The organism is Wolbachia endosymbiont (group B) of Scrobipalpa ocellatella, from assembly GCF_964188425.1.
Taxonomy (GTDB): Bacteria; Pseudomonadota; Alphaproteobacteria; order Rickettsiales; family Anaplasmataceae; genus Wolbachia.
Window position 1 is genome coordinate 474,264 of sequence record NZ_OZ077190.1, and the last position, 26,651, is coordinate 500,914.

Below are 26,651 nucleotides of genomic sequence, written 5' to 3' on the forward strand. Positions count from 1 at the left end.
TTTACTTAACCTGTAAAGTTATCTTAACCTAATTTCAAAAATTATTGTATAATATCATTTTGAGGTTTTATTTTCAATGCGCAAACTTGCAATACTCTTTTCTATACTGTTTGCGGTAATTGCTTACTATTTAAACAATGAAGTAATATTTGAAATAGCAAAGCTATTTAGCGATATATTCATCAGTCTGTTGAAATTGATTAGCTTACCTTTAGTTTTTCTATCTATAGTGTCCACAATTTCAGGGCTTAAAGACTCAATTGAAATTAAAGTATTACTTAAGAAGACGCTGTTTTACACGCTGTTTACAACAATTGTAGCTGCATTTGTTGCGTTATCTTTCTATTTATTCATAGACCCAGTAAGAAAAAATTTCATAAGTAACACAATAGAAAGTGTGAGTGACAGCAACCACAATTACTTCTCATACTTAAAATCACTCATTCCATCAAATTTTGTGCAAGTTTTTCTTGAAAATAACGTTATTGGCAGCATATTGATTGCTTTTTTGATGGGTGGAGCTATTATTTCGCTCTCAAAAGAAAAACAGGATATATTACACCAAATATTCTCTGCACTGTTTGATACACTTCTTAAAATTGCTCAAGGGTTGTTAAAGTTTATTCCTCTTGCTGTATGGTCTTTTATCACATGTTTTTTATACGAGTTAAAAGGTGGCAGCGAATTCCATAGTCTTTTTTGGTATTTTGCTTGCATAATGTCTGCAAATTTCGTGCAAGCATTTGTGATTTTGCCACTACTCATGTGGTATAAAGGTATATCACCAATTCAAACGATGAAAGGTGTTATGCCAGCACTTACACTTGCGTTTTTTTCTAAATCATCTAGTGCAACGCTGCCTACAACCATAGACTGTGTGCAAAATCAGCTAAAAGTGCCAAAGAAATTGTCATCTTTTATTCTACCAATATGTACAACTATCAATATGAATGCGTGTGCTGCATTTATTTTGATTACAGTGATGTTTGTTGCAGAGATGAATGGGCACACATTTTCCTTAAGTGAGATGTTCATATGGATTTTTTTAGCTACAGGAGCTGCAATTGGTAACGCTGGAGTGCCGATGGGGTGCTATTTTATGGCAACTAGTTATTTGGTATCAATGAATGTTCCTTTGTACATTATGGGATTGATTTTGCCTATTTATACAATCATTGATATGTTTGAAACTGCAATAAATGTGTGGTCTGATATCTGTATAACGCAGATAATTAATAAAGAATTTCAAACTCAAGAATGATATTAGATAATACAATAATAAAAGAATTTGAAGAGGCTGGTGCGATTTTGCACGGACATTTTGTACTCTCGTCAGGGCTGCACAGCAACACTTACATACAATGCGCTAAAATTTTTGAAAATCCAAGCAGAGCAATGAACGTTTGTGAGCTATTGGCGAATAAAATAAGAAAAGAGCTTATTGAACCCATAGATTTAATACTATCTCCTGCGATTGGTGGAATAATTGTGGGTTATGAGATTGGTAGACAGCTTGGAATCCGAACAATATTTTGCGAACGTGTTAATGGTAAATTTGAATTACGCCGTGGATTTGAGATTAAACAAGGTGAGAAGATATTACTAATTGAAGATGTGATTACCACAGGTAAATCTTCACTTGAAGCAGTAAAATGTGCAGAAGAGAAGGGAGGTAAAGTTGTTGTTGAAGCTTCTTTGATAAAGAGAAGTAGTGAAACAAAACTACCTTTTTCTATTATATCTTTGATTGAACTGAACATTCAAAACTATAGCGAGAAAGAACTGCCAAGTGAGTTAAAACAATTACCCATAACGAAACCTGGGAGTAGAGAATATTTAACAAAGTAATTCTATATAGTATATTTTCTCTTGGTTTAGCTAAGGGTTTTATGGGTTTTTTAAATTTTGCCCATAAAACCCCTTTCATGATTAAAAATACACTAAATCTTGGTTTTCACATGTTTCATCTCGTGCAGCAGAAAACAATAAGTGTGTGATTCATATAGGTCATAACAACTGATTTGTCAGATTAAGTCTGAATTTTAAATAGTTAAGTAACGTTGTGTTTTTGAATTGACTTTAATCTTTGATCATGCTTGTAATTTTGCATGACAAAAGGCTCCTTTGACGGAATGTAATTTTTTTGCACTTCACTTAAACAAGGAATTGTACTTTCTAGCTCTTTATATTTTTCCCATGGAGTTTTCCCTTGAAGAGAGCTATGAGGACGTTGTCTATTATAATGGTTTTCCCAATCTCTGAGTTTAATTTGTAGGTCAGGATCCTTGATGTTAACACTACTGTAAAATTCATCTAAATCTGTACGCTGAGCTCTTTCCACTTTACCGTTTAAATGCGGGGAAAATGGCTTGATAGGACGAAATTTGATTTTCCATTTTTTCAAATATTCTTGCACCCCATAAGCAAAAAATTCCTGTCCTCTATCGGTTTGAATTCTTTGACAATGAAATGGCATTTTTTCTCTTAGTTGTTCAAGAAAATCTAGAGTGTTTTCTGCAGTACGTCTTGGGTACAATGTAACAACTTTATAACGTGTACAATCATCTATAGCGGTATACTGATAAAGTCCAGAAGCTATTTTGCATACATCCATCTGTATACGTTCTCCTGGTACTTTACAGTTGTAACGCTTTATTTGTTTGCGGTAATGACGTTTAATACGTAAAAGACTTACATCATATTTTTTGAAAACTTTGTGTATAGTAGCCAATGAAAAAGAGAGATCATGTAAACGTTTCAATTCAGTTTGAATACGTCTTGCTCCTAATTTTCTAGTTTTTCTTAAGTGGAGAATAAGTTGATCACTAGATATATTGGTTTTTTGTAAAGGTGAGGTTTTAGGCCTGCTACTAAGATTTTCTAATCCTTTTTCACCAAACTCCTTGTAACGTTTACACCATTTGCGTAAGGTAAAGCGTGAAATATTATAGTGCTGACATACTCTTCCTGCATGACCTAATTTTTTATATAGGTTTACCCAATTCAGGCGTAGCTTAACTTTAGAGTCCATTTACTTGCGGCTTTTATTGTTGATATACTTCCCACCATAATTGTAATAAGGTATATAAACTATCACAAGTACAAATTTCTATTTGATCTTACATTTTTATTGTAATAACCTATATGAATCACACAGCTAAACCTTTCTAAAATTGGCTTGTGTTTTAAATTCCAACGTTGCCCTGAAAGTTTATCGTTTCCCAATACAAATTTATTTCCTTCTTCTTCTATGCTATCAACCGGAAAGCACGCATTTGTTTCTCCTAAGTTCCAACTGTCCGATAATATAACTTGCGCTTTCGCAAACTTTATTTCTGGTAATAAGCTCTGTGGTAGTGGATATAGTGCTTTTAAATTGTACCACTGATGATTTCTTTCATAAATGCCTTTATAATCCCTTGTGTGAGGTTCTGTTTCCCCAAGTACTGCTACATCTAAGCGATATATGTCATTACTAAATGCTTGCTCATAATGGTTACGTAGATAACTCTCTATAACCTTAATTGATGTACCACTAAACCAAAAAAAATTTACTCTTCCAAACGATAATACTGGTCCATCTTTTTCAATTTTTATCCCTGAGTAATCCGATAACAAATTTCCAAAAAAGCTTTCATCTAATATAAACCTATCAACGTTATAGTGATCATTGAAAATCCTCATTAGCCGCGATCTTGCTGGTAACGATAGTTTTGCAAGTTCTACTACTGCATCTACAAAAAAGTCATTTGGAACATCTTTTATTCCTATCTGTAATTCAAAAAAGTGCTTGCCAGATGGCTCCTCAATAATTGTAATATCTTCTATATTCGCCCACTTTAGTGCTATTTTGAGTGATGCTGGAGTTCCTCTCAGTCTTTGAAATTTTACTCCTTCTACTACGGCTTTTCTTTTATCCTTTATCCAACGTAGAATTTCCCCCAATTCATATTCCTCAATCAACCACGGCAGTATTTCATCTTTAAGACTAAATTTAAATTCCCTGATGCAACTTGGATTAACTTTGTAGTCGATTGCTTCTACTAGCACTTTTTCTTGCTTTGTTGCGTTTGGCGGTAATAAACTTTTCATTTGCTTTTTCTTGCTCTAACTCTTTTGCTTATATGATACATAAGTAAACAAGAGATAGTTCTGACCTTGGTACGGAAATTTCCTCATTAAAAGTGTATCTGTTACTAAATTTGCTTAACGTAAAAACTGCTTGCCGTTACATTAGACATACTACTTCCAGGCTCATTGAGAGATACTCTGTTTTTTTTATTATCTTCTATTCTATGATTTCTACCACCGAGAGATACAATACCTTTGTTGGCAATGCAAATTATCATATCACCATCAGATTTTGTGAATATCTCTTTCTCCTCGCTTCTAGTATAGTTATGGCTATCATGCAACGCTTTTGCAATACTGTAAATGAGCTTCATATCACCATATGATACTTTTTCAATGCCAGCTCGTGTCAATGCTTTTAGGTCTGAACATATCCTGCTTGCAATTTGGTTAATAATAGCTTTTCTGCCATGCAACCCTCTTTGAATTTCCACAATATCAATCTCAATAATAGCTGTTCTGTCTTCCTTACTAAGCTTGATGTTGGGATGTTCTCTTTGCAGATCGTCAATTTCTTTCTGCTTCAGTTTACTTGAAAAGCACCTGGGTATTGAAAACGCAACAAATCCAGATCCAACTTTCAAGATCTTCATGCCCAACTCTGCACTGCTTCTTAACATTTCTGAGTGTAAACAAACCCTTGGATGGCCATCCACCACTTCTTTTAATGCAACTCTTGCATCTCTTTTAACCTTATCTGATGAATTACACCAATTACATGGATTAAACACATAAACTATTGCATGTAATGGCAAAAGTAGTGCTCTGCCTACAGCCCCGCAAAAGTTTGCATTTGATTGTTGTTCCTGTGCCATTAAAATACCCCCTAATGTTACCTATTTAAGTTTTGTATCCTCCACACATACAATATAATCTGAGGTAATATCGTGTCAATTGATTTACTGCTAATGTAATATATTCAAAAATATTATGAACTTCTTAAAAGTGCTTGCTAGTAAAAGAATACGTTTCAAATCCTATATTTCCTCTAATTTAACATGACTAAGAACTGCACACTCATTACCTAGCACCATAACATTCTCTCTTGGCTCGATTAATTCTACGTTTTCTACACCCTCTACAAATAAATTTGCTATTATCCAAGATTTTGTAACATTCCATCCCAATCTTTTGCTTGCTTCAAACTTCTTGATGAACTGCTTCTTGATTTCCTCCTTTGATATCACAGGACTTATGCTCATTCTGCTGTGAATATCTATTTCCGTAATATTGCAACCAACTACTGTTACTGTATCTGTTAAAACCCTTATATCATCTCTAGTAACCTGCTTTTTTACAATTTCTAGTAGCTCTTCTGACAATATGCCAGTTTGTGTTGATAAGATTGAAATTTGTACTTTTCCTGGTATAGGTGATTCTACTAGTGCATCTTTTACTCTACTATCTGCTGACAGTGCATGATATTTATAATATTCCTTACTTCCTCCTGTTGACCAACCTGCTATTTTTGCTTTTACCCTCTTTCTAAATCTTTCATCCTCTTCTTCTTTTTCTCTCTCTACTCCATAAAATTCAGCCAAATTATCAAGATCTTCTCCCTTTGCAAATTTCAGTAAATTACTCTTTACTGCTTCGTTCATCCTTTGTCTGAGCAAAAGTTCTCGCCATGCTGCTACCTCCAGAATCTTTATCGCTGGATCACTTTCCACCAATCCTGTAAAGCTTGCATCCCGACTCACTAACTCTTCTTTCATTCTGAAAAATATTTCCTCAAAGTTCAGTGGTTCGATAATATTTGGCTGCTGCATTTTTAAACAACTACTCCATTAATATTTATGAACTTACCTTCTGAAAGATAGACACCTTCTAAATTCAATGTTACTCTCCCTTCTTTTACTTCTGTTATCTTCACTTTCTCTAATTTAAACCTTCTCTCCCATTTTTCCAAAGCTTCTGCAGTTGCTGCATATATCTCAAGTGTTAAATCTCTATTTATTGGCTTATCCACCAATTCAAATAATCTTGACCCATAATCTCTCCTCATTATTCTACTGTTAATAGGAGTGGTCAGTATATCAATTATCGATTGCTTTAAGTGCTCTATTCCCTCTAATTCTTTCCCTGTTTTAGCATCCATTCCTTTCATATATTTTTCATGGATTTGACTTAATACTTGCATGTTTTTCACGTGCTATAGAAATAGCCTTTCTCAACTTCTTTTCAAGAATTTCTTTAGAAGGAAGCTGTGTTAAATACTGTGCAACATGAATATTAGAGCCTTCGAGTTCAAGATATTCTATATCCTCTTGATCCTTATCAGCACATAAAATAATCCCTAACGGTTTTTCTTCACCTGCTTTTCGTTCATTTTTATCTAACCAATTTAAATACCATTCCATCTGTCCTTTATAGGCTGGTTCAAAGCGACCTATTTTTAGTTCTATTGCTATAAGGCGTTTTAATCCTCTGTGAAAAAATAGCAGGTCCAAATACCTGTCAGTTGTTTTAGTACTCATCCTTTTTTGACGTGTTACAAAACAAAAATCATTTCCAAACTCTTGTAAAAATTTTGTCAATTCATCCAAGATTGTATTTTCTAGATCAGTCTCACTATAACTTGATGGCAATTCCATGAAGCTAAGGAAGTATGGGTCATGAAAAATGAATTCTGGTGCTAACATATTTTCTTCACGTAAATTTTTTATACTCCTTCTTATGAAATCTTCAGGTTTTTTTGCTAGTGCTGTACGTTCATACAACATAGTATCGATTTTACTACGTAGTGCCCTAACACTCCACCTTTCAATACGACACATTTCTATATAATAATTACGCTTCAGCTCATCAGAAATTGCAATAATTTCTACAAAATGTGACCAACTCAATTGTTGTGACAGTGTCGCGACAATCTCTTGATCAGGAAAGAATTTAGAAAATTGTACCATACGAAATAATGACGCTCTATCAAATCCACGTCCATATTTAATCTGAAGTTCTTTTGCAAGTTGAGAGATGATTTGCTTCCCATAATCTGCACGTTTGTGCTTTAGGATATCTTGATCAATTCTGGAGCCAATTTCCCAGTTTAACAATACTAGAGTAGAGTTGAATTGAACAGAAAGATAATTCTTTGCTCTATCTATTAAATCACTAATGTCTCCTAATAGGCTAGTAGTTATACCCATGTTCATAACCTTACTTTTGGTAAGTATAACAGATGGTTTATTTTTATCCTGAAAAAACATTATTACTTCCACTTATTACCTTGAAACCACAAGATACTGAATCCCCAACTCTTCCCACTCCAAACCCATTTGCAAACACTGTTTTTGATCCTTCAGTTAATACTCTACCTTCTGTAAAATTATCTCCTTTCCGGCAAACTGGCTTACCATTTACAAAAACATTGTTACTGCCACTAACGCAAAAATGTAGTGTTGCTTCTGCACAATAATCTCCTACTCGCACAACCGATTTATTCATCAATTAAGGTGTGTGATTCATATAGGTTATTACAATAAAAATGTAAGATCAAATAGAAATTTGTACTTGTGATAGTTTATATACCTTATTACAATTATGGTGGGAAGTATATCAACAATAAAAGCCGCAAGTAAATGGACTCTAAAGTTAAGCTACGCCTGAATTGGGTAAACCTATATAAAAAATTAGGTCATGCAGGAAGAGTATGTCAGCACTATAATATTTCACGCTTTACCTTACGCAAATGGTGTAAACGTTACAAGGAGTTTGGTGAAAAAGGATTAGAAAATCTTAGTAGCAGGCCTAAAACCTCACCTTTACAAAAAACCAATATATCTAGTGATCAACTTATTCTCCACTTAAGAAAAACTAGAAAATTAGGAGCAAGACGTATTCAAACTGAATTGAAACGTTTACATGATCTCTCTTTTTCATTGGCTACTATACACAAAGTTTTCAAAAAATATGATGTAAGTCTTTTACGTATTAAACGTCATTACCGCAAACAAATAAAGCGTTACAACTGTAAAGTACCAGGAGAACGTATACAGATGGATGTATGCAAAATAGCTTCTGGACTTTATCAGTATACCGCTATAGATGATTGTACACGTTATAAAGTTGTTACATTGTACCCAAGACGTACTGCAGAAAACACTCTAGATTTTCTTGAACAACTAAGAGAAAAAATGCCATTTCATTGTCAAAGAATTCAAACCGATAGAGGACAGGAATTTTTTGCTTATGGGGTGCAAGAATATTTGAAAAAATGGAAAATCAAATTTCGTCCTATCAAGCCATTTTCCCCGCATTTAAACGGTAAAGTGGAAAGAGCTCAGCGTACAGATTTAGATGAATTTTACAGTAGTGTTAACATCAAGGATCCTGACCTACAAATTAAACTCAGAGATTGGGAAAACCATTATAATAGACAACGTCCTCATAGCTCTCTTCAAGGGAAAACTCCATGGGAAAAATATAAAGAGCTAGAAAGTACAATTCCTTGTTTAAGTGAAGTGCAAAAAAATTACATTCCGTCAAAGGAGCCTTTTGTCATGCAAAATTACAAGCATGATCAAAGATTAAAGTCAATTCAAAAACACAACGTTACTTAACTATTTAAAATTCAGACTTAATCTGACAAATCAGTTGTTATGACCTATATGAATCACACAACTCATGACTGTTAGATATCGCATTAATCTTTCTGCTGTTACCAGTCTACATTCTTCAACTTTAAGGCCAGATTTTAAAATTTTATGTAAGACTTCTATTTTCCACCTAAGACAATACCAATTAACTTTTTCAATAGCTTCATCAAAAGTATTAACTGAAAGATTCGTTAAAAGCATCCACTCTAGTGGTGTTGATTCAGGAGGAGGATTTTTCTCAATAACTTGAACTACATAGAGCGGTAGGTCAGGTAGCTCTTCTTTATGTCTTAATCTTATATTGCCTCTATCTGGGTTCATAGTAAATTTTCCAAATCTAACTTCTAAAGATGCTATCCTTTTTGGCTTGTTATCTCTAGCCGGAATTTCAACTTCTACTTTTCCAGTACAAGGAACCCTTTCTATAAATTGCCATAATTTTTCTTCTCGAGAATACCTAGATGTTTTATTTACGTTTCGGTTTCTACAAGCTCTTATCAAAACCGCTGAATTAAGACGGTAAGCAAGCTCAAAAAAATCATAAATATCTGCTTCTCTATCACATACCGTTATAGTTTCTGTTTGAGTTGAATCTATAATTTCATTTGTTTTCTTTAAACTTTCTAGCCACTTTATGCTTTCTTTATCTTCAATACTAACGTTTCTACAACGTCTTCTTTTTTCTAGCTCTTGGTCTTCTTTAGATATAGATGGTCTCGAGTAAAGCTTTTGGTCTAGTATTCCTAATGTCAAGCCTTCTGTACTAATCGCAAAAGCTGTGTGCATCATAATACCTTTACTTTGTTTTTTTGAAACAACTGCCAATCCTCTTATTTTTTCATGTCCCATATATGAAATGCAACTTGTATCCTGAATCACAAGAATCCTTTTATGAGTTTTTGTTCTTTCAACAGTTTTTGCAATATGCGATGTTAAGATATCACTTCCTTTTACATTCTCATTTTGAAAAAAACGATAAGCTGCTTTTGCTTCTGACCAACTTCCACATGCTTGATTGATTGAACTTTCAGGTAAACTTATTAAACTATCAGCAATATTTACTAATCGATCTGTCAGTCTTTTATCTCCAAGTGCAGCATCCCCCAATTCATTTCTAGCCCATTCATTACCCTTGTTTGCCATTTTTATACCCTCAATATTCACAAACTTTAATATTCTAATCCTTTATTTATAAGTCCATTTACATTTGTGGGTAATAGTAAGGGTATAGGGACATAGCATCGCATGTAGAGGAGATGTATGACCACAAAATATCTGCAGCAGAAATATCCAATATCACCGACAAATTACTGCCGTTAATCAATGAATGGCGCAGTCGTCCACTGCAATCTGTATATCCAATAGTATTCATGGATGGCATGTTTTTCAAAGTCAAGGAGGACGGGCATTGCGTAAGTAAATGCATGTATAATATATTAGGCATAGATCAAAATGGCAGAAAAGAAGTACTAGGCTTTTATTTAGCCGAAAGTGAAGTTCTGGTTAGGAGTGTTAAATGACCTAAAAGAGAGAGGGGTAGAGGATATTCTGATTGCATGTGTTGATGGTCTAAAAAGTTTTCCTGCGGCTATAAATAGTGTATTTCCCAAAGCAGAAGTACAAATATGTATAGTGCATCAGATAAGAAATTCATTGAAATATGTATCCAGCAAAGATGTGAAAATTTTCATGAATGATTTGAAAAAAATATATCGTGCTTCAAGTAAAGAAATCGCTGAAAATTATTTGCTTGAGCTGGAAGAAAAATGGGGTGAAAAATATCCTTTGGTCATAAAATCGTGGCAAAACAATTGGGAAAATTTGTCTGGTTATTTTAAGTATTCTGGCCCTGTTAGAAGGCTAATTTATACCACCAATCCAATTGAGGGGTTGCATAGATGAATCAGGAAATTCATTAAAACCAAGGGCTCATTTACCAGTACAAATGCCTTGTATAAGTTGGTATATTGTGCTATAAAAAAAGTGGAGCAAAAGTGGATTATGGCTCTCCCTAATTGGGCTTTAACTATGTCTCAACTTGACATCTTCTTTCCCAACAGATTGAAAATTGAGTTGAACTAAAAATGCGGCTTGACACGCTTTTTTGAACATTCCCGATTAAGTCTAAACTATTACAGATAAATTAATCTTTTCTTCATCATTTATTTTAACAGTTACAAGCTTATTTTTACCATCACAAAAAGCACCTCCCGGCTCTAAATTAAAACGCATCTTCATCCCCCTTATTTTTATATCTACAATGTACAGCAACTATCATAATCCCCGACCATAAGCTCTTGCATTTACTCTGAGTAATTGATTTTTATTCACCCCCTCTAGAAAGCTAGATGGATTTTCCATTGTACACTCTGACTGTTTAATAGTCTTACCTGACTCTTTAAAAACACTACTATTTCTTTCGAAATATCCATTTTCTATAGCTGTCAAAACACTTTTTCCCCCTAACAGACAACTCTGCCCTAAACTTGATTTATTCTCTAACTTGTTAAATCTTACTTCATCGACAAGCCTCACCTCTATTTTATTACTATCTTTCTCACTAGGACATAGATGAATACTGATTTCTCCTACTTCGGTAGTAAAAGACATTCTAATGCTATCTCCTGATACGTCTGTGTAATTTCTACTTCCTCCTATATTTTCAACTCTAATTATACTTTTTCCAACTTGAAGTACACCAATGTTTAGATTTAAATCTTTAGCTTTTTGATTATTGAATATCTTTGCAACTTCAATAGTACTATTTTGTGGGTAATCTATACAAAAATATCCATTATCTATTTCTAGTTCAAAGTCATGTTTATCAATTTGCTCATTTTTACTTATAATACTTTCAAGTGCTAACTCCTTCAGCTTTGAAAGGTTTGCTTTTCGCTGACCTAAGGTATCTTTATCTGAACAAATTACGTTTACTACATCTCCATGCTCTTCATCGCTAAATCTGTTTAAAGATGCACCTTCTGATATTATCTGAAATATTTTTTTCTTGTGTAAAAACTCATAAATTCGAGTAGTGTCAGCAGATAAATATAGCTTTGGGAATGTGTCAGCTATACGATCTATCAAGGACATATCAGATTTATATGGAAAAGTGAACATTATTCCTTGTTTCAGTGCTTCGTTTATAACTTTATCAAGTTCTTTTTCGCACTCCTCATAATCTTCTTCGCTACCAGAGTAACCTAAAGTGTCCAGATAATCATGGATCTTATTTATTTTTTGCCAAATACTTTCATACTTTTCTTCTTCTCTTGTATTCGGTTTTACTTTCGCTAAAGAAAAAGAATCTTTTTGACGAATTAAAACAAAAGTATCTTTTTCTTTATGAATTATGGCTTCATCATAGAATAGTTGACTGTAACGCCTACCAAAACTTTCATCATAATCAGGGCAAGGGCTAACATTGTCACTTTCACTATCCGTTTCGTTCCATACTTCAATTGGGAAATCATTATTTTCAAGGTTTTCATCTTCACTTGTTCGGCAATTTTCTGTTTTTCCATATAGCCAGGTTGATTTCTGGTCATCGCTACTTTCATCGTCAGCTTCATTCCATACTCCAATCTCGAAATCAGTATTTTCAAGGTTTTTATCTTCACTTGTTCGATAATTTTCTGCTTCTCTATCTGGTAAGGTTGATTCTTGGTCATTATTATCAATAATATGTTTAATTTTCACTTCAGGTACAAACTGAAGCTTTGCTATTTCTTCTCTTACGTTTTCTTTGTTTATTTCATCTGCAAGAGACACTTCATTACTAATATAGAAATTTTTCTGTTTTAAACTTTCGTTTTCCTTCTGCAGTCTATTGAATTCTGCAAATAGTTCTTTATACTCTGATAAATAAATACAAAATTGATCTCTTACATCATTAAGCTCCTTCTCTTTTTCTAATATCTGATTTTCATAATCACCTTTCAAATCCTCTATACTGTTTATCAGCACTGTACTTTCTTTTCTTACTCTATTTAACTCATCTTCAGTCAAAACCAGTTTTTGCTGTAATTCTTCATTTATTTTGTCTGTTAACTGAATTTCATTCTTTGCCTCTTTTAATTGATTATTTAAGTTCTTAATTATATCACTTTTGTTCTGAGTTTCTAATAATAATATTTCTACTTTCTGTTTTAGCTGTTCGATGTCTTGATCATTTTCAGTTAAATTTCTCGTCCTTCTTTGTAATTCAACTTCAAGCCTTTTAATTTTCCCTTCTAGGGTTTGCATTTCTCTGGTAAGTTCACTTACTTCTTCGTAATACTCTTCTACTCTTTTCTTATAGTGTTTTTGTAACTCTACATTTTTTTTAAGATCAAAATTTTCTTGTTGTAGATTTTCTATTTTACTTTTCAAACTATCTATTGCTTGATTTTCTTCATTGCTAATCTCAAATACCTCTTCAGGAAAATCTTCAAATTCACAAGATGAATTGCCTTCAAGGTCGTTACTACCAAATAAATTATATTGTACTACCTGCTTAAAACTAAACATACCTATACCCCCTACTAAAATAAACAAGTAATATATTGTATGCGCTATATATAATAAATACAATCAATTTGAATATAATCTATACATTTTTTTTAAGATCAAAATTTTCTTGTTGTAGATTTTCTATTTTACTTTTCAAACTATCTATTGCTTGATTTTCTTCATTGCTAATCTCAAATACCTCTTCAGGAAAATCTTCAAATTCACAAGATGAATTGCCTTCAAGGTCGTTACTACCAAATAAATTATATTGTACTACCTGCTTAAAACTAAACATACCTATACCCCCTACTAAAATAAACAAGTAATATATTGTATGCGCTATATATAATAAATACAATCAATTTGAATATAATCTATTTACTAATTCGTATTGTGAATTTTTATAGAGTAGGTTTAGGTGTAAAATATTATAATACCATTAAAGCAGGTGAATAAAGCATAGTCTTTTTGAAAGGATAAATTTAATGAAAAGACCATACTAATTAGTGTTATAAGGAATTGAATTATTTACTTCCTCCAAAAAACATAAAAAGATCGTATATTTGTGAGAACACGTTGCGTAAAAATAAAATTCTAAAAATAGAAGATTTAAATTATTTCCATAAGCTTAGGCAAATTGGTTCGTATGTAAGCCTAGTGAAAGTAAGCCATTATAGCTGATTTTAGCGTATAGCAAAATCACTATATTAAAAAGTTCGTATGTATCGTTTGGTAGACCAATTCATTCCAAAACAAACTCTTCTCACACTGCTGATTTTGAGCGCCGGAAATGGTTATATTATTTAAATTTATTAACACTATATACTGTAAAGTTAACGGCTGCTCATTTAAGATTTTCCTTCAAATAACTTGATATGTAAGTTTTTTTTACACTCCCTTCACAACCGGTTACCTCTGCCTGCCACTTTTACCTTTGCTAAGATCAGAGATATTACTAGCTTTAGGATCTTCTAAGGTAGATTGTGGGTTACCAAAATTGCCTATATCACTAACAGTAAGTGACATAGGTGGTCCTTTCCCTCCTTGTGGTTGCTGGTGCCATACCCCATGCGTTGGATATTGGCGCTCTAAAAAACTTAATAGTAATTGACGAATTTCATTTAGCCTTTGACATGATATAACAACCCTTCTATTGAGTAAATGCTCCTCCTCAGGAAATTGGTGAATATTATCAATGTTTTGAAATTCTCTTGAGATTGCTCTTCTCCGCTCTTGAAAGTATTGTCCATTTCTAAGATTGTCTGGATCAACTATATTATCCAGGCCTGGAACATTTAACGTAAGAAGATCACGCATTTCATCTAACACACCTCTACCTTGTTCTCCAAGATCACCATTTCGTTGTAAAGCTTGACTAATATCTCTGGCGTTTTCTAATGCCCAGATACCGCAATTATGGCCATCTCTCTGCTGTACTAACGCATTGTCTTGCTGGTCAGCAAGAACATTATGGACTGGAACAGGAGCACCATTTACTATAAGATTGTTTAGCTTATCCGGAACGTTACCACCAATTGAACTAGCATAATACCCATAATACTTCCTATTTTGAAAGGCAATAGTTAATGTAGCCCAATGGCTGCCATCTATATTAACAATCAAATTTGATATCAATATTTCATTGTTTTGCATTTCTTTATTGCTAATATGATTTTGCAACTTTTGCAAATGATCATTTACCCACCCTATAGGTAGTGTGGCAAAGAGCACATTATTATGCAGAACAGGCTGTAAGTTATATAGTGTTGTCCTTGCAGCAGAACGTATATCCCTTTCTTGAAGCCAATAATGATAGTAACGATTATCTGTTGCAAAGTCTAGTGTGAGTATATCATGCACATTTTCTATCGAATTAAGACCCATTATATTATCTTGAATATGCAGATTTACTAGGGGTAAAATATCATCTTCTAGCCTTACAATTCTTTCTGTCCTTCCACCGGGTCCTGAAGCACGACTGGAGTCAAGTTTATTTCTATGTGAAAATATAAGGTCCTCTGCTCCCTGTGCACCTCTATTAAATACAGCATAAGATAAAATCATACTTCCACAAGTAGAAAGTAACCTACGTTCTTTCACTTCATTCGTAAATTTACGCATCTTCTGTTTTGCATTACTTTTCTGTTGTGCTACTACGCTTTGATCATTAGCAAATCCTAATATAAATCCAATTGAGTGAACATCTGAATCATTCTCTGTAGGTTGCCTTGATACTAGGAGATCTAATCTATGCTCTGCAACTCTTGTATTTACTCGCTCCACTATTTTTCCTACCATTCTTATATCGGAAATACATATTTGACTTATCTTGTACCTAGAAACTACTTTACAAATATCGTCACAATTATAAAACACACCATACAATATAGACCGAAACTTGTCCTCGCTATCTACATCTATTATTGCATTACCATTCATATTTTCTGGCATTAATACTGCAGAAATGTTTCTAAGTAATTCTTGATACTGAGCTTTATCTCGCCAGCCATCATTTAAAACTTGATCTAAGGCATTATACACATTTCCAGCATTAGGGACTTTCACAAGATTACCACCAATAAAATTATTTGCATTATTATTTTGGTAATTGTGATATAAACCAAGGTTACCTGTATGAATATTAAAGTAAAGTTGATTATTAAGTGTGTATGAAACTTCCCATACATGAACATTATTCCCATTCATATTAAGATCTTGTAAATTGATTGCTCCTTGTTGTCGTGCATCGTGAGCTCTAATATGAAGTATAACTATATCAGAACCTTCAGCATGAAAGACCATAGTTAAACATCTTAAACCCTCATCACCATGTCTAAATGTATACTTTGTTACAGGTGCTTCCCCTCCCCCTTCGAGTTGTAAATGGTGCCTATCAAAAACACTATTTCCAGAAGCGAACCCAATTATGCAATCAAATATTCTATTATAATTCTCTGCATTTCTTGGTATTTCAGCAGGAAGATGTTCAAGTAAGAAATCTCTAACATTTTCTCTAATGCCTTCATTCTCTACACACTCAAATAATCTTTGTACTAAAGGAAATTTATCCTGTTGAAGTTCTACTGTATCAACACTAAAAGGATCTAGATTTACATTAAAATTCAATCCAACACAAACAGTATGCTTTGATGTAGGTATAAATGAAGAATCGTATAACCTTTCAGCGTAGCCTATGGCACGGTTTAATGCAACATCTGACGGTGCCTTACATCTAGTAATATTAAAAATAAAAATATTTTTTCTCTCTGCTTGATGATGTACAAGAAAAGCAACGTGTGAATTTCCAATAGACAATTCAAGGTCGATATCTATTTTGTAGCGATGACTAAAATTTACTAAAAAACCTAATAAAAACCCGTGACTCTCAAATTTTTGATTGCGATTTTTAATATTATTTTTTAGCGCTTGTCTGTAATTACCATAGATGTGAGTGATGTATGGCAAAACTTCCTCGCGCATTCTACGTTCTACATTTTGTTTTTGGTTGTTTGCTAGTATTTCCATAAAGTTGTCAGTCCCTTGTTGACTTTGTACTACCTGTGCAAAATTGACTGATCTATCAAGTTGTCTGAGCTGATTTTGATTAAGTTGTATTCCTGCTATTTCCTTAACTGTCAACACACTGCGTGGCACACGCACATTAATCTCCCTAAGCCTATTACGTTCTATATGCCTCAGAAGGCTAACCTCAGACGCTGAATATTTAGCAAATCTATCTCTTTCACTAATCACCCCGAATACTTTTGCAATTGCCTTTCCCTGACTCTTGCCCTTTCCATGCATGTATACTTTGTATTGCTCAAAAATTAAGTCTTTTTTCCTTAAATTTGGATTTTGCTGTCTAATCTCTTGCACTAGAGCATTTCTCTCCCTTGTACTGAACCTTAACCCATCACTATTAGGACGATCAGAAATACTGTAACATCTGACAACTTGCTGTCCGTCACGATAAACAGCGACTTTTAGGTTCCCTGTATTTCTATTTCTACCACCTGTATCAATACCATGATTATCAAAACGAAAATACACTCTCTCATTTGCTTTTAAGATATTAGCATCATGTGCAGTAGCAAACATACTAAAAAAGAATACAGGAAGGAAACGACCTGAACCCACATGATGCGAGAAAGATGAACAACGATCTAAAAAAGATTCAAATTCTTGTCTAAAAGCTTCAAGATTTCCATCAACTAAACTTCTAATTAAAGACACAAAACATCTCCCTATTTGCTACAACGAGAAAAATCACTTACACCAATGGGTGAACTACTTAATTAACACTCAGCGTAAAGGCCCTTTTCCTCTTACGAGAACCAGAAGAAATCACACCAGGAAATTCAAGCTCGGGCTCTGGCTCATTACCGAGAGTATTAAATAAACTGTGTCAAACCGCATTTTTAGCTCAACTCAATTTTCAATCTGTTGGGAAAGAAAATGTCGAGCTGAGATATAGTCAATGCCCAATCATGTACAGGCATAGTCCATTTCTCCTCCGCTTTCTTTATAGCACAATATACCTGTTTATACAAGGCATTTATGCTAGTAAATGAGCCCTTGGTTTTGGTGAATTTCCTAATTTGCCTATGTAGCCCCTCTATGGGATTAGTAGTATAGATTATCCTCCTAACTGGGTCGGAATACTTAAAATAACCAGATAGGTTTTCCCAATTATTCTGCCAAGATTTTATAACCATAGGGTACTTTGTGCCCCATTTTTCATCTAATTCCAACAGATAATTCTCGGCAATTTCCTTACTTGAAGCTTGATACACCTTCTTTAAATCACTCAAAAAACTCTTTGCATCTTTACTAGCTACATACTTCAGTGAGTTACGTATCTGATGCACTATACACACCTGCACTTCTGCATAGCACTGATAGGCATGTAAATCACAGTGAATTTACGCAGCTAATTTAAATTTAGCCATACCTATATCAGTAAATTTGTTCAATAAGTAGCACTTAATTAACAGCTCTTTTTCACGATTTACCTCTGATTTATTTTTCAAGCCAAACCCAAATATTTGCTTCAACCTATAGAAAAAGACTTCAATATAAGACCGTGCTCCATACTTAACTTTTTTCTTCCATTCATTAATACCATCTTCATAATTCTCATATGACCTAATTCTACTAATATACTTGTTTCTTTCTGATAAGTAGTCAGCTAAACAAATTTTAGTATCCTTCCTAGGGCGAATAATAGGCACAATATTGTATTTTCTGCATTCTTTATACACACTTTTTATATCATAAGCCGCATCTGCTCGAATAGAACAAATGTTATATTTATCACTGACTTCTTCTAACATATCGCAGACCGGCAAATAGTCTACAGCAACACCACTAGTGTAGTTCATGCTTATTGCTTTCTTATCATTTATGTTTAAAACAACATGTAATTTTCTTACTTGACCATAACCACTGTATTTTCTTTTTCGAATATTAAGCTTACTATGCCCACCGTTATTATTGTAGATACTAACTCTAGTGCTATCTACGGCAATTTCAACATTTTCCAGATCGTCTTTATTGCTTCTATGGTCATCAATCTTCAAATTAAGCTTTTTAAATCTTCTGGAAGCTTGTGTATAGCTGATAATCTTAAGTTTTTTGCCTATTTTACAAAACCTACAGCTTGTCTCAAGCCAATTCTAAAAAGATATGTGTATTAAAATTACAACTTTATCACTATAAGTGTTATTGCCACCTGCAACTTTTGGACTATTTTCATACCAATTTTCTATGGCTTGATTAACAAAATGAAAAACATTTCCTCTTTTTTTGAGAAACTCGTTATATTCTCTCCAATAACAAAAATTGGTAATCACTTCCTTTTTTTGTATTATATTTCTCCTTAAGCTATTAAAATAACTTTTTTATAATAAGTTTTGTCAGATGAAGTTTAGTGTTAGTATCCCCTTTGAAAAAGGAGAAGAAAAAAAGTTCCTGAAATATGTAAGTAGGCAGCAAGGTAAAGGTGAGTGTCAGTATTTAAAGGATAAAAAAGAAGAAAGCAATAACCCGATTAAACTTAGGATTGCAGAAGTTGCTGCGATTGAGGGTAAGTACAACCTTGGCGTGTACGCTCGGCAGTATATTAAAAAAGGTGATGTTATTGGTTATTACAAAGGGAAAAATGTTAAGTCTGGTGAAGTTGTTGATAGAAAATTTTTGATGATTATGAATAAAAATCAACAATTAGACGCAACGTGTATTTTTAACTGGACACGTTTCTTAAATCATTCAAGCTTTTCTTGTAACTGTTATTTTGCAGAAAGCAATGATGGTAGGGCTATTCAAGTGCTAAAAAATATTAAAGAAGGTGAGCAGCTGCTCATTGACTACGGTGGTTCTTACGTATTTGACATCAATATCGTTTATTTACATCCAACTGATAATGATCTTTCATATGAGGAAAAAGTGGCTGCTAATAAGGGATATGAACTATTGAAGATAACGAAAGACACAGTTCCATTAAGCAGTATGAAGAAAATTTTCGACTTCGATGATTGTGATGAGATTTATTTAATCAAATTGCATAAACAAGTGCTTTTCCCAAAACTTCAAACTGAATTCAATAAAGGCGAAGTAAACGAAGAAGAGGTTGATTTGCCATGTTATTTTTTAAAAAATAAGAAATATTCTTCCATTCAACAACAAGTTACACCTTTAATGTTTGCTTGCTATAAAGGACTTATAAAGGAGGTGAAGTACTTATTGAAACACAATGCTGATCCTTTACGCAATACGCTACATGGAGGGCATAACTCGCTGATTTTTACAATTTTAGGCACTGCAGAGAATAATACAAAAAAAGAAATTTTTAAACTTTTAACAGAAAAAGTGCTCTCTTCTACACCTCGAGGTTATAAACATCTAATTGAGGAAGAAACAGACTCTCAAGGTCTGAGCATATTTGATTACATTTGTAAGAGCGATCTCTTAACCATTATTACTGATCCTCAAGATAAAAATTCTGCAAACAAAATTTTACTTAATCTTCAAACAAAAATTTTAAATGGCAATTTTCCAAATAAGTTTTCGAAAAATGTTGTAAAGCAAATAGATCTTAAGAAGCTCAGTTTTGAGTTGCCTTGTGTTAATTTCTACGATAAAAATTTCAATAGTAAAAATAAACGTATAAAAGAAGAAAATAATCGAAAAGCAACTTTAACCGCAAGTGAAATAAAAAGAGAACATTATAAATATGTTAAGGCTGAGGTTGATGTAATTCAAGCTGAGGAGATTGAAGGCTTGCTGAGGAAATGTGAATATAAACTTAATCATAATGAAATAATTGAGATGTATAAGCAAGTCTTTGCTCACTGTGCATGTTACTTAGATGCTGTGGACAGCTTAAAATATAAAAACAAAGTCGATAATTTATTAAATTTTTTTCAGAACAAGATTTCCTGGAAAGAGAAGCTATTGATATTCAGTTACGCTCTTCAGAATCTTAGTTATTGGCATGGACGTGACTATGATGGGGAGCCATGGAATTCCATTCAAGCCTTCAAATACCTAAAAGATAAGCTTGATACAGATGAATATTGTGCTATACGAGATAAGATGTCTGTTAAAAAGAAGGAAGAGTTTGATAGTATGATGGGTCATTTTACCGATGTTAATATTGATCCTGCTATCATAAAAAAACTTTACAAATAGTTAATAGTGTGTACTAATGGCAGTATGTGTTTTTTGAGATCTGTATCATGAAAGCGTGTATAGTAAGTTCTATAAAGTCCAATCTTGAAAATGGTAAATATTCAGATGCTTGTTCAGATTTTTACAGCGAAGGGTATGACAACGAAGTGGACTTTTTATGTTATATTTTAAGAGAAAAAAGACTTGATTGCTTTTTAGAACCCTTGTTACTCTTTTACAAGCGAGATCTTCCAAGAATTCTCAAAGTAGCAGATAAAAAAAATGGTGAACATTTTGTGTGCGTTGCATACAGAGAAAGAAAGTTGCATAGGGTTCTCGAGGCGATCAAGCTTGAGGTGGGGTCCTGTTACCTAAGGAGAGAAAGTTGCCTTTCCCCCCTCGGCTTCAAAACCGGACTTAACAGTTTCCCGTTATCCTTCATGGCTTTGTTGCATAGCTAGTGTTGGTTGAGGTTATTGTAAAAAGAAAAGCTTTTTAATATATGGCTACTAACGCATTTTGTTGTAAAACAGGCATTTTTCAAACAAGTACAACTTATGCCACAAAAAATGAGAGTAAGTAACCAAAGAGAATATAACGAGTTTCTCAAAAAAAGAGGAAATGTTTTTCATTTTGTTAATCAAGCCATAGAAAATTGGTATGAAAATAGTCCAAAAGTTGCAGGTGGCAATAACACTTATAGTGATAAAGTTGTAATTTTAATACACATATCTTTTTAGAATTGGCTTGAGACAAGCTGTAGGTTTTGTAAAAGGTTATATGGTACAAATAGGCAAAAAACTTAAGATTATCAGCTATACACAAGCTTCCAGAAGATTTAAAAAGCTTAATTTGAAGATTGATGACCATAGAAGCAATAAAGACGATCTGGAAAATGTTGAAATTGCCGTAGATAGCACTAGAGTTAGTATCTACAATAATAACGGTGGGCATAGTAAGCTTAATATTCGAAAAAGAAAATACAGTGGTTATGGTCAAGTAAGAAAATTACATGTTGTTTTAAACATAAATGATAAGAAAGCAATAAGCATGAACTACACTAGTGGTGTTGCTGTAGACTATTTGCCGGTCTGCGATATGTTAGAAGAAGTCAGTGATAAATATAACATTTGTTCTATTCGAGCAGATGCGGCTTATGATATAAAAAGTGTGTATAAAGAATGCAGAAAATACAATATTGTGCCTATTATTCGCCCTAGGAAGGATACTAAAATTTGTTTAGCTGACTACTTATCAGAAAGAAACAAGTATATTAGTAGAATTAGGTCATATGAGAATTATGAAGATGGTATTAATGAATGGAAGAAAAAAGTTAAGTATGGAGCACGGTCTTATATTGAAGTCTTTTTCTATAGGTTGAAGCAAATATTTGGGTTTGGCTTGAAAAATAAATCAGAGGTAAATCGTGAAAAAGAGCTGTTAATTAAGTGCTACTTATTGAACAAATTTACTGATATAGGTATGGCTAAATTTAAATTAGCTGCGTGAATTCACTGTGATTTACATGCCTATCAGTGCTATGCAACAAAGCCATACTGGATCTCGCCTCTTCATAGATAATAGCAGAATGTTTCTTACATATTGATCACTTATCGGATTACCTTGACTTTCCATAAGATGGTACAAGCCTCCACCTTCTAGGTGGAGAAACTTTAGTTTGTCAATGTCATAACTGTACTTTATAAAGTATAGTTATGACGGAATATGACAAAGGAAAACACACTGTATTTTATCATAGGTACCATATAGTCTGGATTACAAAATATCGGTACAGAGTATTAACTAAGGCTATGAAGGAGAGAATACGAACAATCATAGCAGAAGTATCTGAAGAAATGGAGATTAAGATAGAAAACGGAGTAATATCATCAGATCATTTACATTTATTCGTAGTAATACCTCCTCATATAGCTGTGAGTGATTTTGTTCAAAGAGCCAAAGGCAGGTCTTCACGCAAAGTTCAACAAGAATTTCCAGAGCTAAATAAAATGTACTGGGGAAAGCGTTTTTGGGGAAGAGGATACTTTAGTGCTACCAGCGGACATATCACAGATAAAGTCATTAATGAGTACATCAATAAACATACAGATGCACATCAGCCTCATTCTATATCTAGTATAAGATTGGAGTAGCTTTAGCTTCTCACCGCGCTTCCAGCGCTATATCCAACCTTTCGGCTCTCAGCCGATAGTGGTTGAGTATCTATCTCTTCTGGAGTAAATTGACCCTTAGAGAATGCAAGCTGTTTATTGAAAAAATCACCTATCTTATCCATTATACAATACCTAGATGCCATATCATACCTTGGCAGTGGGTTATCTATTCCACCTATTTTCTCTTCAGTCAATTTCTGACCTAAAAAAACATTATTTAACCTTGTATCCGACCAACAATTTTCATCTTGGAATATATTGTACAAAAACTGCAGCTTATCATCCTTAAAGAATTGCACATACTCCATATAGTTTTCTACCCATCTCTTGATAGCTAATTTCTTTTCAGCAACATTTGGATCTGTACGTTGAATAGAATCTTGCAATTTTTCAAGTACTCTAGCATGACGATCTGTCCATCTTGGCATTCTACCTCCTATATAAAAATATTTACTGCATTATGCAAAAGTTAGAATCAAATATCAACAATAAAATTATCAAGGATAAAAAAATTTTATGAAAAACATTTTCTATATTTAGGCATTCTATGTTTGACTGATACGTAGAATTAGTGAGAGAATCAAATAGGCCAGTAGCAAGAATAGTGGAAGAGTTAGATATAGGCTTTAATATATTAGACTAATGGATAAGGGCTCTAAAGGAGTTACAATACTTAGGCTTTTTCCTTAAGTTTTGAAATTTCAACTTTAGGAAGACCGGTAGATTCAGCTATTAAGTCAACAGATACACCTGCTTTAAGTAGGTTTTTTGCAACTTCAATTTCTCTTTCTTTTCTGCCTTTTTCCTGGCCGATTTGGATGCCTCTTTCTTCTCCAACCCTAAGACCTTCATCAAATTTTTGAGCTAAAGCAGCTATTTCATCCATTATACGTTTTTTCATTTGTTCATATGCTAGTAATTCTTCTTCTGACCAGTTAAACTTATTCATCTCTTCATAAGCTCGTTTTATTATTACATCACTACCAACTATCTTATCTAGATCCTCTTCCCTTGTTTCTCCTGCATATCGAAAAAAATAACACCATTTCTCTACTATATTTTCTAGTTGATCTTCCTTTGTTTTTGTAAATTTTGGTAATTCTATGAATACGAAGTAAAAATCCTTTAAGTCATGTTCAAAGCTATTTTGATCTAAAATGACATGATTAGATTTGTACTCAGCTTTGTCTGGAAAAATAATACAATCAGCAACAGCAATAAAGATAATTTCCTTGAGGTTATGATAGTCATCACCTTGATCAGCTTGACTTGAATAGGCTTTAGCAGCATAATATTGAGCACGCTTTTCGAAGCCCTTGGTCTTAGTGAACTGGTCAGGTAAGGAAGCAGTATTACTACTACCCCCTCCCTTAGAAACGCAGCATGCAGGTTTCCCCACACTACGCTTGAGCCCCTTATCTAAGTTCTTCTTTTCTAGAACCGGCTTGTCCTTCATGATTCCTCAGGAAACATCATTCTTAATGGTGACACCAACAGTAGAGAACCTTCTCTTGAGAAAGAGCTTGCTAACATTCTTGTTCGTTTCACTCTCTCATCAAAATACTTTTTCCATTTTAAGTCAAGGGGATTTGCATCCGCTCTGATTTTAACATGTCGTCTGATAGGTATATCAATCAGCTTAAGCAGTCTTAAATACCGTATCTCTTTTGGTTTGTTCTTGCATATGGGTGCAGCAAAAACCCATTGGCGTTGACCCATTACTTTGAAGTAACGATTCTTTATCCAACGTAATCCTTTACGAGGATGTCTTTTCTTTGCCCATTTCCATAAACTATGCCAAATTTCATTGTCGATCTTTCTAAACGCTTTTTTAGCACACACATGGTGATAGTAATTTCCCCATCCTCTCAGTAGAGAGTTGAGTGACTTAATTACTATAGCCTGAGTGTTCGCTATATTTGCTTTTATCAATGTACGTGCTTTATTAAGAAGTCTTTTAATACTTTCTTTCGAAGGTTTAATAATTAACTTCTTATTATATCTACGTACATTACAACCAAGAAAGTCAAACCCTGTTGTGATAGATGTAATCTTTGTCTTCTCTTCTGACAGAATTAAACCTCGCTCATGAAGAAAAGATGATACTAAAGGCTTAACTTCCTTTTCCAGTACTTCATGTGTGAAACCTGAAATAATAAAGTCGTCTGCGTATCTGATTACATTCACTCCACTTCTGATTTTGTTTCTTTTTCTACTGCCGAGTTTACCAAATCGACTTTCCAATAACTTTTCAAGTCCGTTTAAGGCTAAATTGGCTAGTATTGGAGAAATTATACCACCTTGCGGGGTACCTGCAGTTGTGGGATACAGAGTTTTTGATTCTAGGAAGCCAGCTTTTAACCAACTATGCAGAATTTTTTTCTCCATAGGAATATGCTTCATAAGCCATTCATGATTAATGTTGTCAAAGCATCCTTTGATATCACCTTCAAGTATCCATTGTAGTTGATTACGACTTGCCAGTAACAAATGACAAGCTACTGTAGCATCTGCACAGGATCTTTTAGGTCTAAAGCCATAGGAGTGACGATCACTGATCGTTTCAGCTATCGGTTCCAGAGCAAACAGATATAATGCTTGCATGGCTCTATCTTTTATCGTGGGTATTCCAAGAGGTCTTCTTTTGCCATTAGATTTACTGATATAAATCCGTTTTAGCGGAGAAGGTTTATATCCTCTTTGCTTTAACTGCTTTATTCCTTGAAATTTAGCATTGCAAGTTGACCATAGTTGACGATCTACACCTGCTGTGGTTTTTCCTTGGTTTTCAGTTACTCTCTTAACAGCCAAAGCTTTTCCGCTAAAAGAGCGTGTGAGAAGATGTTGTAAAGCTTTTACCTTACCCCATCTTCCTTCTTGGACAGCCTTAACAATACGTCTTTGTAGCCTCACAATAACTTTCTGGCATTTCTTCCATGGCAATTGCTTCCATGCTTCAAAGCTTTCGGTAGATGCACTTACGGGTTTACTTGTAATCATCTGCTTTCCTACCTTAAGTGGTTAACAAAGTTTCTTGTCACGAGGGACCAAATGGAAGTCTGCTCGTTTTCACGCGAATTAATGTTACAAATTCTATCCATTTCGTTACAAAATGGCATTCGCTTTCTCCATTCTCCTTTACCTGCACTTCCATCAGCATTCCTTGCGGTTTGCTTGCCATGTAGGCGAAAATACAGGCTTACCCTGTTTCTCCAGTCATACAACAGTGGGTTAGGTGGCTTCTCTATACCGGTGGAGTTATTATTTGCGTACATCTAGAAATGAAAAATGTAACTTATCCACATTACCTTTTGGTCAGAGCTTATCAGCATCTTTAGCTCTTTCATCGTATCGGTACTTATAAAGCTTCACTTACGTTCACCATACCACTAGCCTAGCCCTCCAACCACATGATGCTTGCAGTTTATGCCCCTCTCACGATTGAGCATCTTCTTTTTCAAGAGGAGGTTCATTGTCCGCATCGCTTGGCACCAACCGGTTGCCCGATTCGCACTGATGCGTAGACTCAGACGGCAAAACATCTGGTTTAATAAGTTTTAGAATCCTTTCAGTTTCTTTCTGAATGAATTCC

23 protein-coding genes and 3 pseudogenes are annotated in these 26,651 nt (G+C 33.9%); 9 read left to right on the forward strand and 17 right to left on the reverse strand.

Features of this window, described 5'->3' with window-relative positions:
- Positions 1-76 precede the first annotated feature (76 nt).
- Together AB3210_RS02165 and pyrE are read left to right on the forward strand one after the other, a co-directional pair.
- Complete coding sequence (locus AB3210_RS02165) at positions 77-1,261, forward strand: dicarboxylate/amino acid:cation symporter (protein WP_007301913.1); 1,185 nt, start codon at positions 77-79, stop codon at positions 1,259-1,261.
- Positions 1,258-1,848 carry an orotate phosphoribosyltransferase gene (pyrE, locus tag AB3210_RS02170; RefSeq protein ID WP_052265028.1) on the forward strand — a complete coding sequence of 197 codons (591 nt, stop codon included), beginning with the start codon at positions 1,258-1,260 and terminating at the stop codon, positions 1,846-1,848. Before AB3210_RS02165 ends, pyrE begins: the two co-directional genes overlap by 4 nt.
- Positions 1,849-2,050: 202 nt before the next feature.
- Here pyrE and AB3210_RS02175 read toward each other — a convergent pair whose 3' ends face one another.
- The 7 genes from AB3210_RS02175 to AB3210_RS02205 all read right to left on the reverse strand — a co-directional run bounded on the left by AB3210_RS02175 (position 2,051) and on the right by AB3210_RS02205 (position 7,575).
- Positions 2,051-3,031 carry an IS481 family transposase gene (locus tag AB3210_RS02175; protein WP_019078870.1) on the reverse strand — a complete coding sequence of 327 codons (981 nt, stop codon included), beginning with the start codon at positions 3,029-3,031 and terminating at the stop codon, positions 2,051-2,053.
- Positions 3,032-3,093: 62 nt separating this feature from the next.
- Complete coding sequence (locus tag AB3210_RS02180; RefSeq protein WP_230609259.1) at positions 3,094-4,092, reverse strand: phage tail protein; 999 nt, start codon at positions 4,090-4,092, stop codon at positions 3,094-3,096.
- Positions 4,093-4,196: 104 nt separating this feature from the next.
- Positions 4,197-4,946 (reverse strand): hypothetical protein, encoded by a 750-nt coding sequence (locus tag AB3210_RS02185; protein WP_230609257.1) that lies wholly within the window; start codon positions 4,944-4,946, stop codon positions 4,197-4,199.
- Between the two features lie 162 nt (positions 4,947-5,108).
- Positions 5,109-5,900 (reverse strand): baseplate J/gp47 family protein, encoded by a 792-nt coding sequence (locus AB3210_RS02190; RefSeq protein WP_230609256.1) that lies wholly within the window; start codon positions 5,898-5,900, stop codon positions 5,109-5,111.
- A 2-nt stretch (positions 5,901-5,902) separates the two neighbouring features.
- The gene (locus AB3210_RS02195) at positions 5,903-6,238 is read right to left on the reverse strand and encodes a GPW/gp25 family protein (protein WP_096097272.1); all 336 of its coding nucleotides are present in this window, start codon (positions 6,236-6,238) and stop codon (positions 5,903-5,905) included.
- A 7-nt stretch (positions 6,239-6,245) separates the two neighbouring features.
- Positions 6,246-7,283: a YhcG family protein gene (locus tag AB3210_RS02200; protein ID WP_264336166.1), complete on the reverse strand. Its 1,038-nt coding sequence runs from the start codon at positions 7,281-7,283 to the stop codon at positions 6,246-6,248.
- A gap of 37 nt (positions 7,284-7,320) precedes the next feature.
- Positions 7,321-7,575 carry a PAAR domain-containing protein gene (locus AB3210_RS02205; RefSeq protein WP_230609252.1) on the reverse strand — a complete coding sequence of 85 codons (255 nt, stop codon included), beginning with the start codon at positions 7,573-7,575 and terminating at the stop codon, positions 7,321-7,323.
- Between the two features lie 134 nt (positions 7,576-7,709).
- On the opposite strand from AB3210_RS02205, the gene AB3210_RS02210 reads away from it, so the two are divergent.
- Positions 7,710-8,690, forward strand: a complete 981-nt coding sequence (locus AB3210_RS02210; RefSeq protein ID WP_019078870.1) for an IS481 family transposase — start codon at positions 7,710-7,712, stop codon at positions 8,688-8,690.
- Positions 8,691-8,744: 54 nt separating this feature from the next.
- On the opposite strand, the pseudogene AB3210_RS02215 reads toward AB3210_RS02210, so the two are convergent.
- Positions 8,745-9,869, reverse strand: a pseudogene (locus AB3210_RS02215) (IS4 family transposase); the annotation flags it as partial.
- Between the two features lie 80 nt (positions 9,870-9,949).
- On the opposite strand from AB3210_RS02215, the pseudogene AB3210_RS02220 reads away from it, so the two are divergent.
- A pseudogene (locus AB3210_RS02220) lies at positions 9,950-10,808 on the forward strand (IS256 family transposase); the annotation flags it as partial.
- Between the two features lie 192 nt (positions 10,809-11,000).
- On the opposite strand, the gene AB3210_RS02225 reads toward AB3210_RS02220, so the two are convergent.
- From AB3210_RS02225 to AB3210_RS02250, 6 genes and pseudogenes are all read right to left on the reverse strand, one after another.
- Positions 11,001-13,235 carry a hypothetical protein gene (locus AB3210_RS02225; RefSeq protein WP_264336144.1) on the reverse strand — a complete coding sequence of 745 codons (2,235 nt, stop codon included), beginning with the start codon at positions 13,233-13,235 and terminating at the stop codon, positions 11,001-11,003.
- Between the two features lie 79 nt (positions 13,236-13,314).
- Positions 13,315-13,512, reverse strand: a complete 198-nt coding sequence (locus tag AB3210_RS02230) for a hypothetical protein (RefSeq protein ID WP_367363648.1) — start codon at positions 13,510-13,512, stop codon at positions 13,315-13,317.
- A 614-nt stretch (positions 13,513-14,126) separates the two neighbouring features.
- A complete protein-coding gene (locus tag AB3210_RS02235) occupies positions 14,127-17,450 on the reverse strand; it encodes a cytoplasmic incompatibility factor CifB (protein ID WP_264690038.1) in 3,324 nt (1,107 codons plus the stop codon).
- 185 nt (positions 17,451-17,635) lie between these two features.
- Positions 17,636-18,106 (reverse strand): annotated as a pseudogene (locus AB3210_RS02240) (transposase); the annotation flags it as partial.
- A gap of 33 nt (positions 18,107-18,139) precedes the next feature.
- On the reverse strand, positions 18,140-18,796 hold the full coding sequence (locus tag AB3210_RS02245; protein WP_230609067.1) for a transposase: 657 nt from the start codon (positions 18,794-18,796) through the stop codon (positions 18,140-18,142).
- 96 nt (positions 18,797-18,892) lie between these two features.
- Positions 18,893-19,069, reverse strand: coding sequence for a hypothetical protein (locus tag AB3210_RS02250; RefSeq protein ID WP_230609065.1), 177 nt, complete (start codon positions 19,067-19,069; stop codon positions 18,893-18,895).
- A gap of 67 nt (positions 19,070-19,136) precedes the next feature.
- Here AB3210_RS02250 and AB3210_RS02255 point away from each other — a divergent pair, with 67 nt between their 5' ends.
- From AB3210_RS02255 to tnpA, 5 genes are all read left to right on the forward strand, one after another.
- On the forward strand, positions 19,137-20,906 hold the full coding sequence (locus AB3210_RS02255; RefSeq protein WP_353281278.1) for an SET domain-containing protein: 1,770 nt from the start codon (positions 19,137-19,139) through the stop codon (positions 20,904-20,906).
- A gap of 47 nt (positions 20,907-20,953) precedes the next feature.
- Positions 20,954-21,346 (forward strand): hypothetical protein, encoded by a 393-nt coding sequence (locus AB3210_RS02260; RefSeq protein ID WP_230609060.1) that lies wholly within the window; start codon positions 20,954-20,956, stop codon positions 21,344-21,346.
- A gap of 96 nt (positions 21,347-21,442) precedes the next feature.
- Positions 21,443-21,625, forward strand: coding sequence for a hypothetical protein (locus AB3210_RS02265; RefSeq protein WP_230609058.1), 183 nt, complete (start codon positions 21,443-21,445; stop codon positions 21,623-21,625).
- Positions 21,626-21,665: 40 nt separating this feature from the next.
- On the forward strand, positions 21,666-22,394 hold the full coding sequence (locus AB3210_RS02270; protein WP_230609056.1) for a transposase: 729 nt from the start codon (positions 21,666-21,668) through the stop codon (positions 22,392-22,394).
- A gap of 206 nt (positions 22,395-22,600) precedes the next feature.
- The gene (gene tnpA, locus AB3210_RS02275) at positions 22,601-23,038 is read left to right on the forward strand and encodes an IS200/IS605 family transposase (protein WP_230609054.1); all 438 of its coding nucleotides are present in this window, start codon (positions 22,601-22,603) and stop codon (positions 23,036-23,038) included.
- A gap of 2 nt (positions 23,039-23,040) precedes the next feature.
- On the opposite strand, the gene AB3210_RS02280 is transcribed toward tnpA, so the two are convergent.
- From AB3210_RS02280 to ltrA, 3 genes are all read right to left on the reverse strand, one after another.
- Positions 23,041-23,487, reverse strand: coding sequence for a hypothetical protein (locus AB3210_RS02280; RefSeq protein ID WP_304956781.1), 447 nt, complete (start codon positions 23,485-23,487; stop codon positions 23,041-23,043).
- 245 nt (positions 23,488-23,732) lie between these two features.
- The gene (locus tag AB3210_RS02285; protein WP_230609053.1) at positions 23,733-24,515 is read right to left on the reverse strand and encodes an Rpn family recombination-promoting nuclease/putative transposase; all 783 of its coding nucleotides are present in this window, start codon (positions 24,513-24,515) and stop codon (positions 23,733-23,735) included.
- Positions 24,512-26,059 carry a group II intron reverse transcriptase/maturase gene (gene ltrA / locus AB3210_RS02290; protein ID WP_149168704.1) on the reverse strand — a complete coding sequence of 516 codons (1,548 nt, stop codon included), beginning with the start codon at positions 26,057-26,059 and terminating at the stop codon, positions 24,512-24,514. Before ltrA ends, AB3210_RS02285 begins: the two co-directional genes overlap by 4 nt.
- Positions 26,060-26,651: the final 592 nt, after the last annotated feature.

Bases quoted from the DNA above. Each gene is read 5' to 3' on its own strand.
- AB3210_RS02165 (WP_007301913.1), top strand. From the start codon at position 77: ATGCGCAAACTTGCAATACTCTTTTCTATACTGTTTGCGGTAATTGCT.
- pyrE (WP_052265028.1), top strand. From the start codon at position 1,258: ATGATATTAGATAATACAATAATAAAAGAATTTGAAGAGGCTGGTGCG.
- AB3210_RS02175 (WP_019078870.1), bottom strand. From the start codon at position 3,031: ATGGACTCTAAAGTTAAGCTACGCCTGAATTGGGTAAACCTATATAAA.
- AB3210_RS02180 (WP_230609259.1), bottom strand. From the start codon at position 4,092: ATGAAAAGTTTATTACCGCCAAACGCAACAAAGCAAGAAAAAGTGCTA.
- AB3210_RS02185 (WP_230609257.1), bottom strand. From the start codon at position 4,946: ATGGCACAGGAACAACAATCAAATGCAAACTTTTGCGGGGCTGTAGGC.
- AB3210_RS02190 (WP_230609256.1), bottom strand. From the start codon at position 5,900: ATGCAGCAGCCAAATATTATCGAACCACTGAACTTTGAGGAAATATTT.
- AB3210_RS02195 (WP_096097272.1), bottom strand. From the start codon at position 6,238: ATGAAAGGAATGGATGCTAAAACAGGGAAAGAATTAGAGGGAATAGAG.
- AB3210_RS02200 (WP_264336166.1), bottom strand. From the start codon at position 7,283: ATGAACATGGGTATAACTACTAGCCTATTAGGAGACATTAGTGATTTA.
- AB3210_RS02205 (WP_230609252.1), bottom strand. From the start codon at position 7,575: ATGAATAAATCGGTTGTGCGAGTAGGAGATTATTGTGCAGAAGCAACA.
- AB3210_RS02210 (WP_019078870.1), top strand. From the start codon at position 7,710: ATGGACTCTAAAGTTAAGCTACGCCTGAATTGGGTAAACCTATATAAA.
- AB3210_RS02225 (WP_264336144.1), bottom strand. From the start codon at position 13,235: ATGTTTAGTTTTAAGCAGGTAGTACAATATAATTTATTTGGTAGTAAC.
- AB3210_RS02230 (WP_367363648.1), bottom strand. From the start codon at position 13,512: ATGTTTAGTTTTAAGCAGGTAGTACAATATAATTTATTTGGTAGTAAC.
- AB3210_RS02255 (WP_353281278.1), top strand. From the start codon at position 19,137: ATGAAGTTTAGTGTTAGTATCCCCTTTGAAAAAGGAGAAGAAAAAAAG.
- AB3210_RS02260 (WP_230609060.1), top strand. From the start codon at position 20,954: ATGAAAGCGTGTATAGTAAGTTCTATAAAGTCCAATCTTGAAAATGGT.
- AB3210_RS02265 (WP_230609058.1), top strand. From the start codon at position 21,443: ATGCCACAAAAAATGAGAGTAAGTAACCAAAGAGAATATAACGAGTTT.
- AB3210_RS02270 (WP_230609056.1), top strand. From the start codon at position 21,666: ATGGTACAAATAGGCAAAAAACTTAAGATTATCAGCTATACACAAGCT.
- tnpA (WP_230609054.1), top strand. From the start codon at position 22,601: ATGACGGAATATGACAAAGGAAAACACACTGTATTTTATCATAGGTAC.
- AB3210_RS02280 (WP_304956781.1), bottom strand. From the start codon at position 23,487: ATGCCAAGATGGACAGATCGTCATGCTAGAGTACTTGAAAAATTGCAA.
- AB3210_RS02285 (WP_230609053.1), bottom strand. From the start codon at position 24,515: ATGAAGGACAAGCCGGTTCTAGAAAAGAAGAACTTAGATAAGGGGCTC.
- ltrA (WP_149168704.1), bottom strand. From the start codon at position 26,059: ATGATTACAAGTAAACCCGTAAGTGCATCTACCGAAAGCTTTGAAGCA.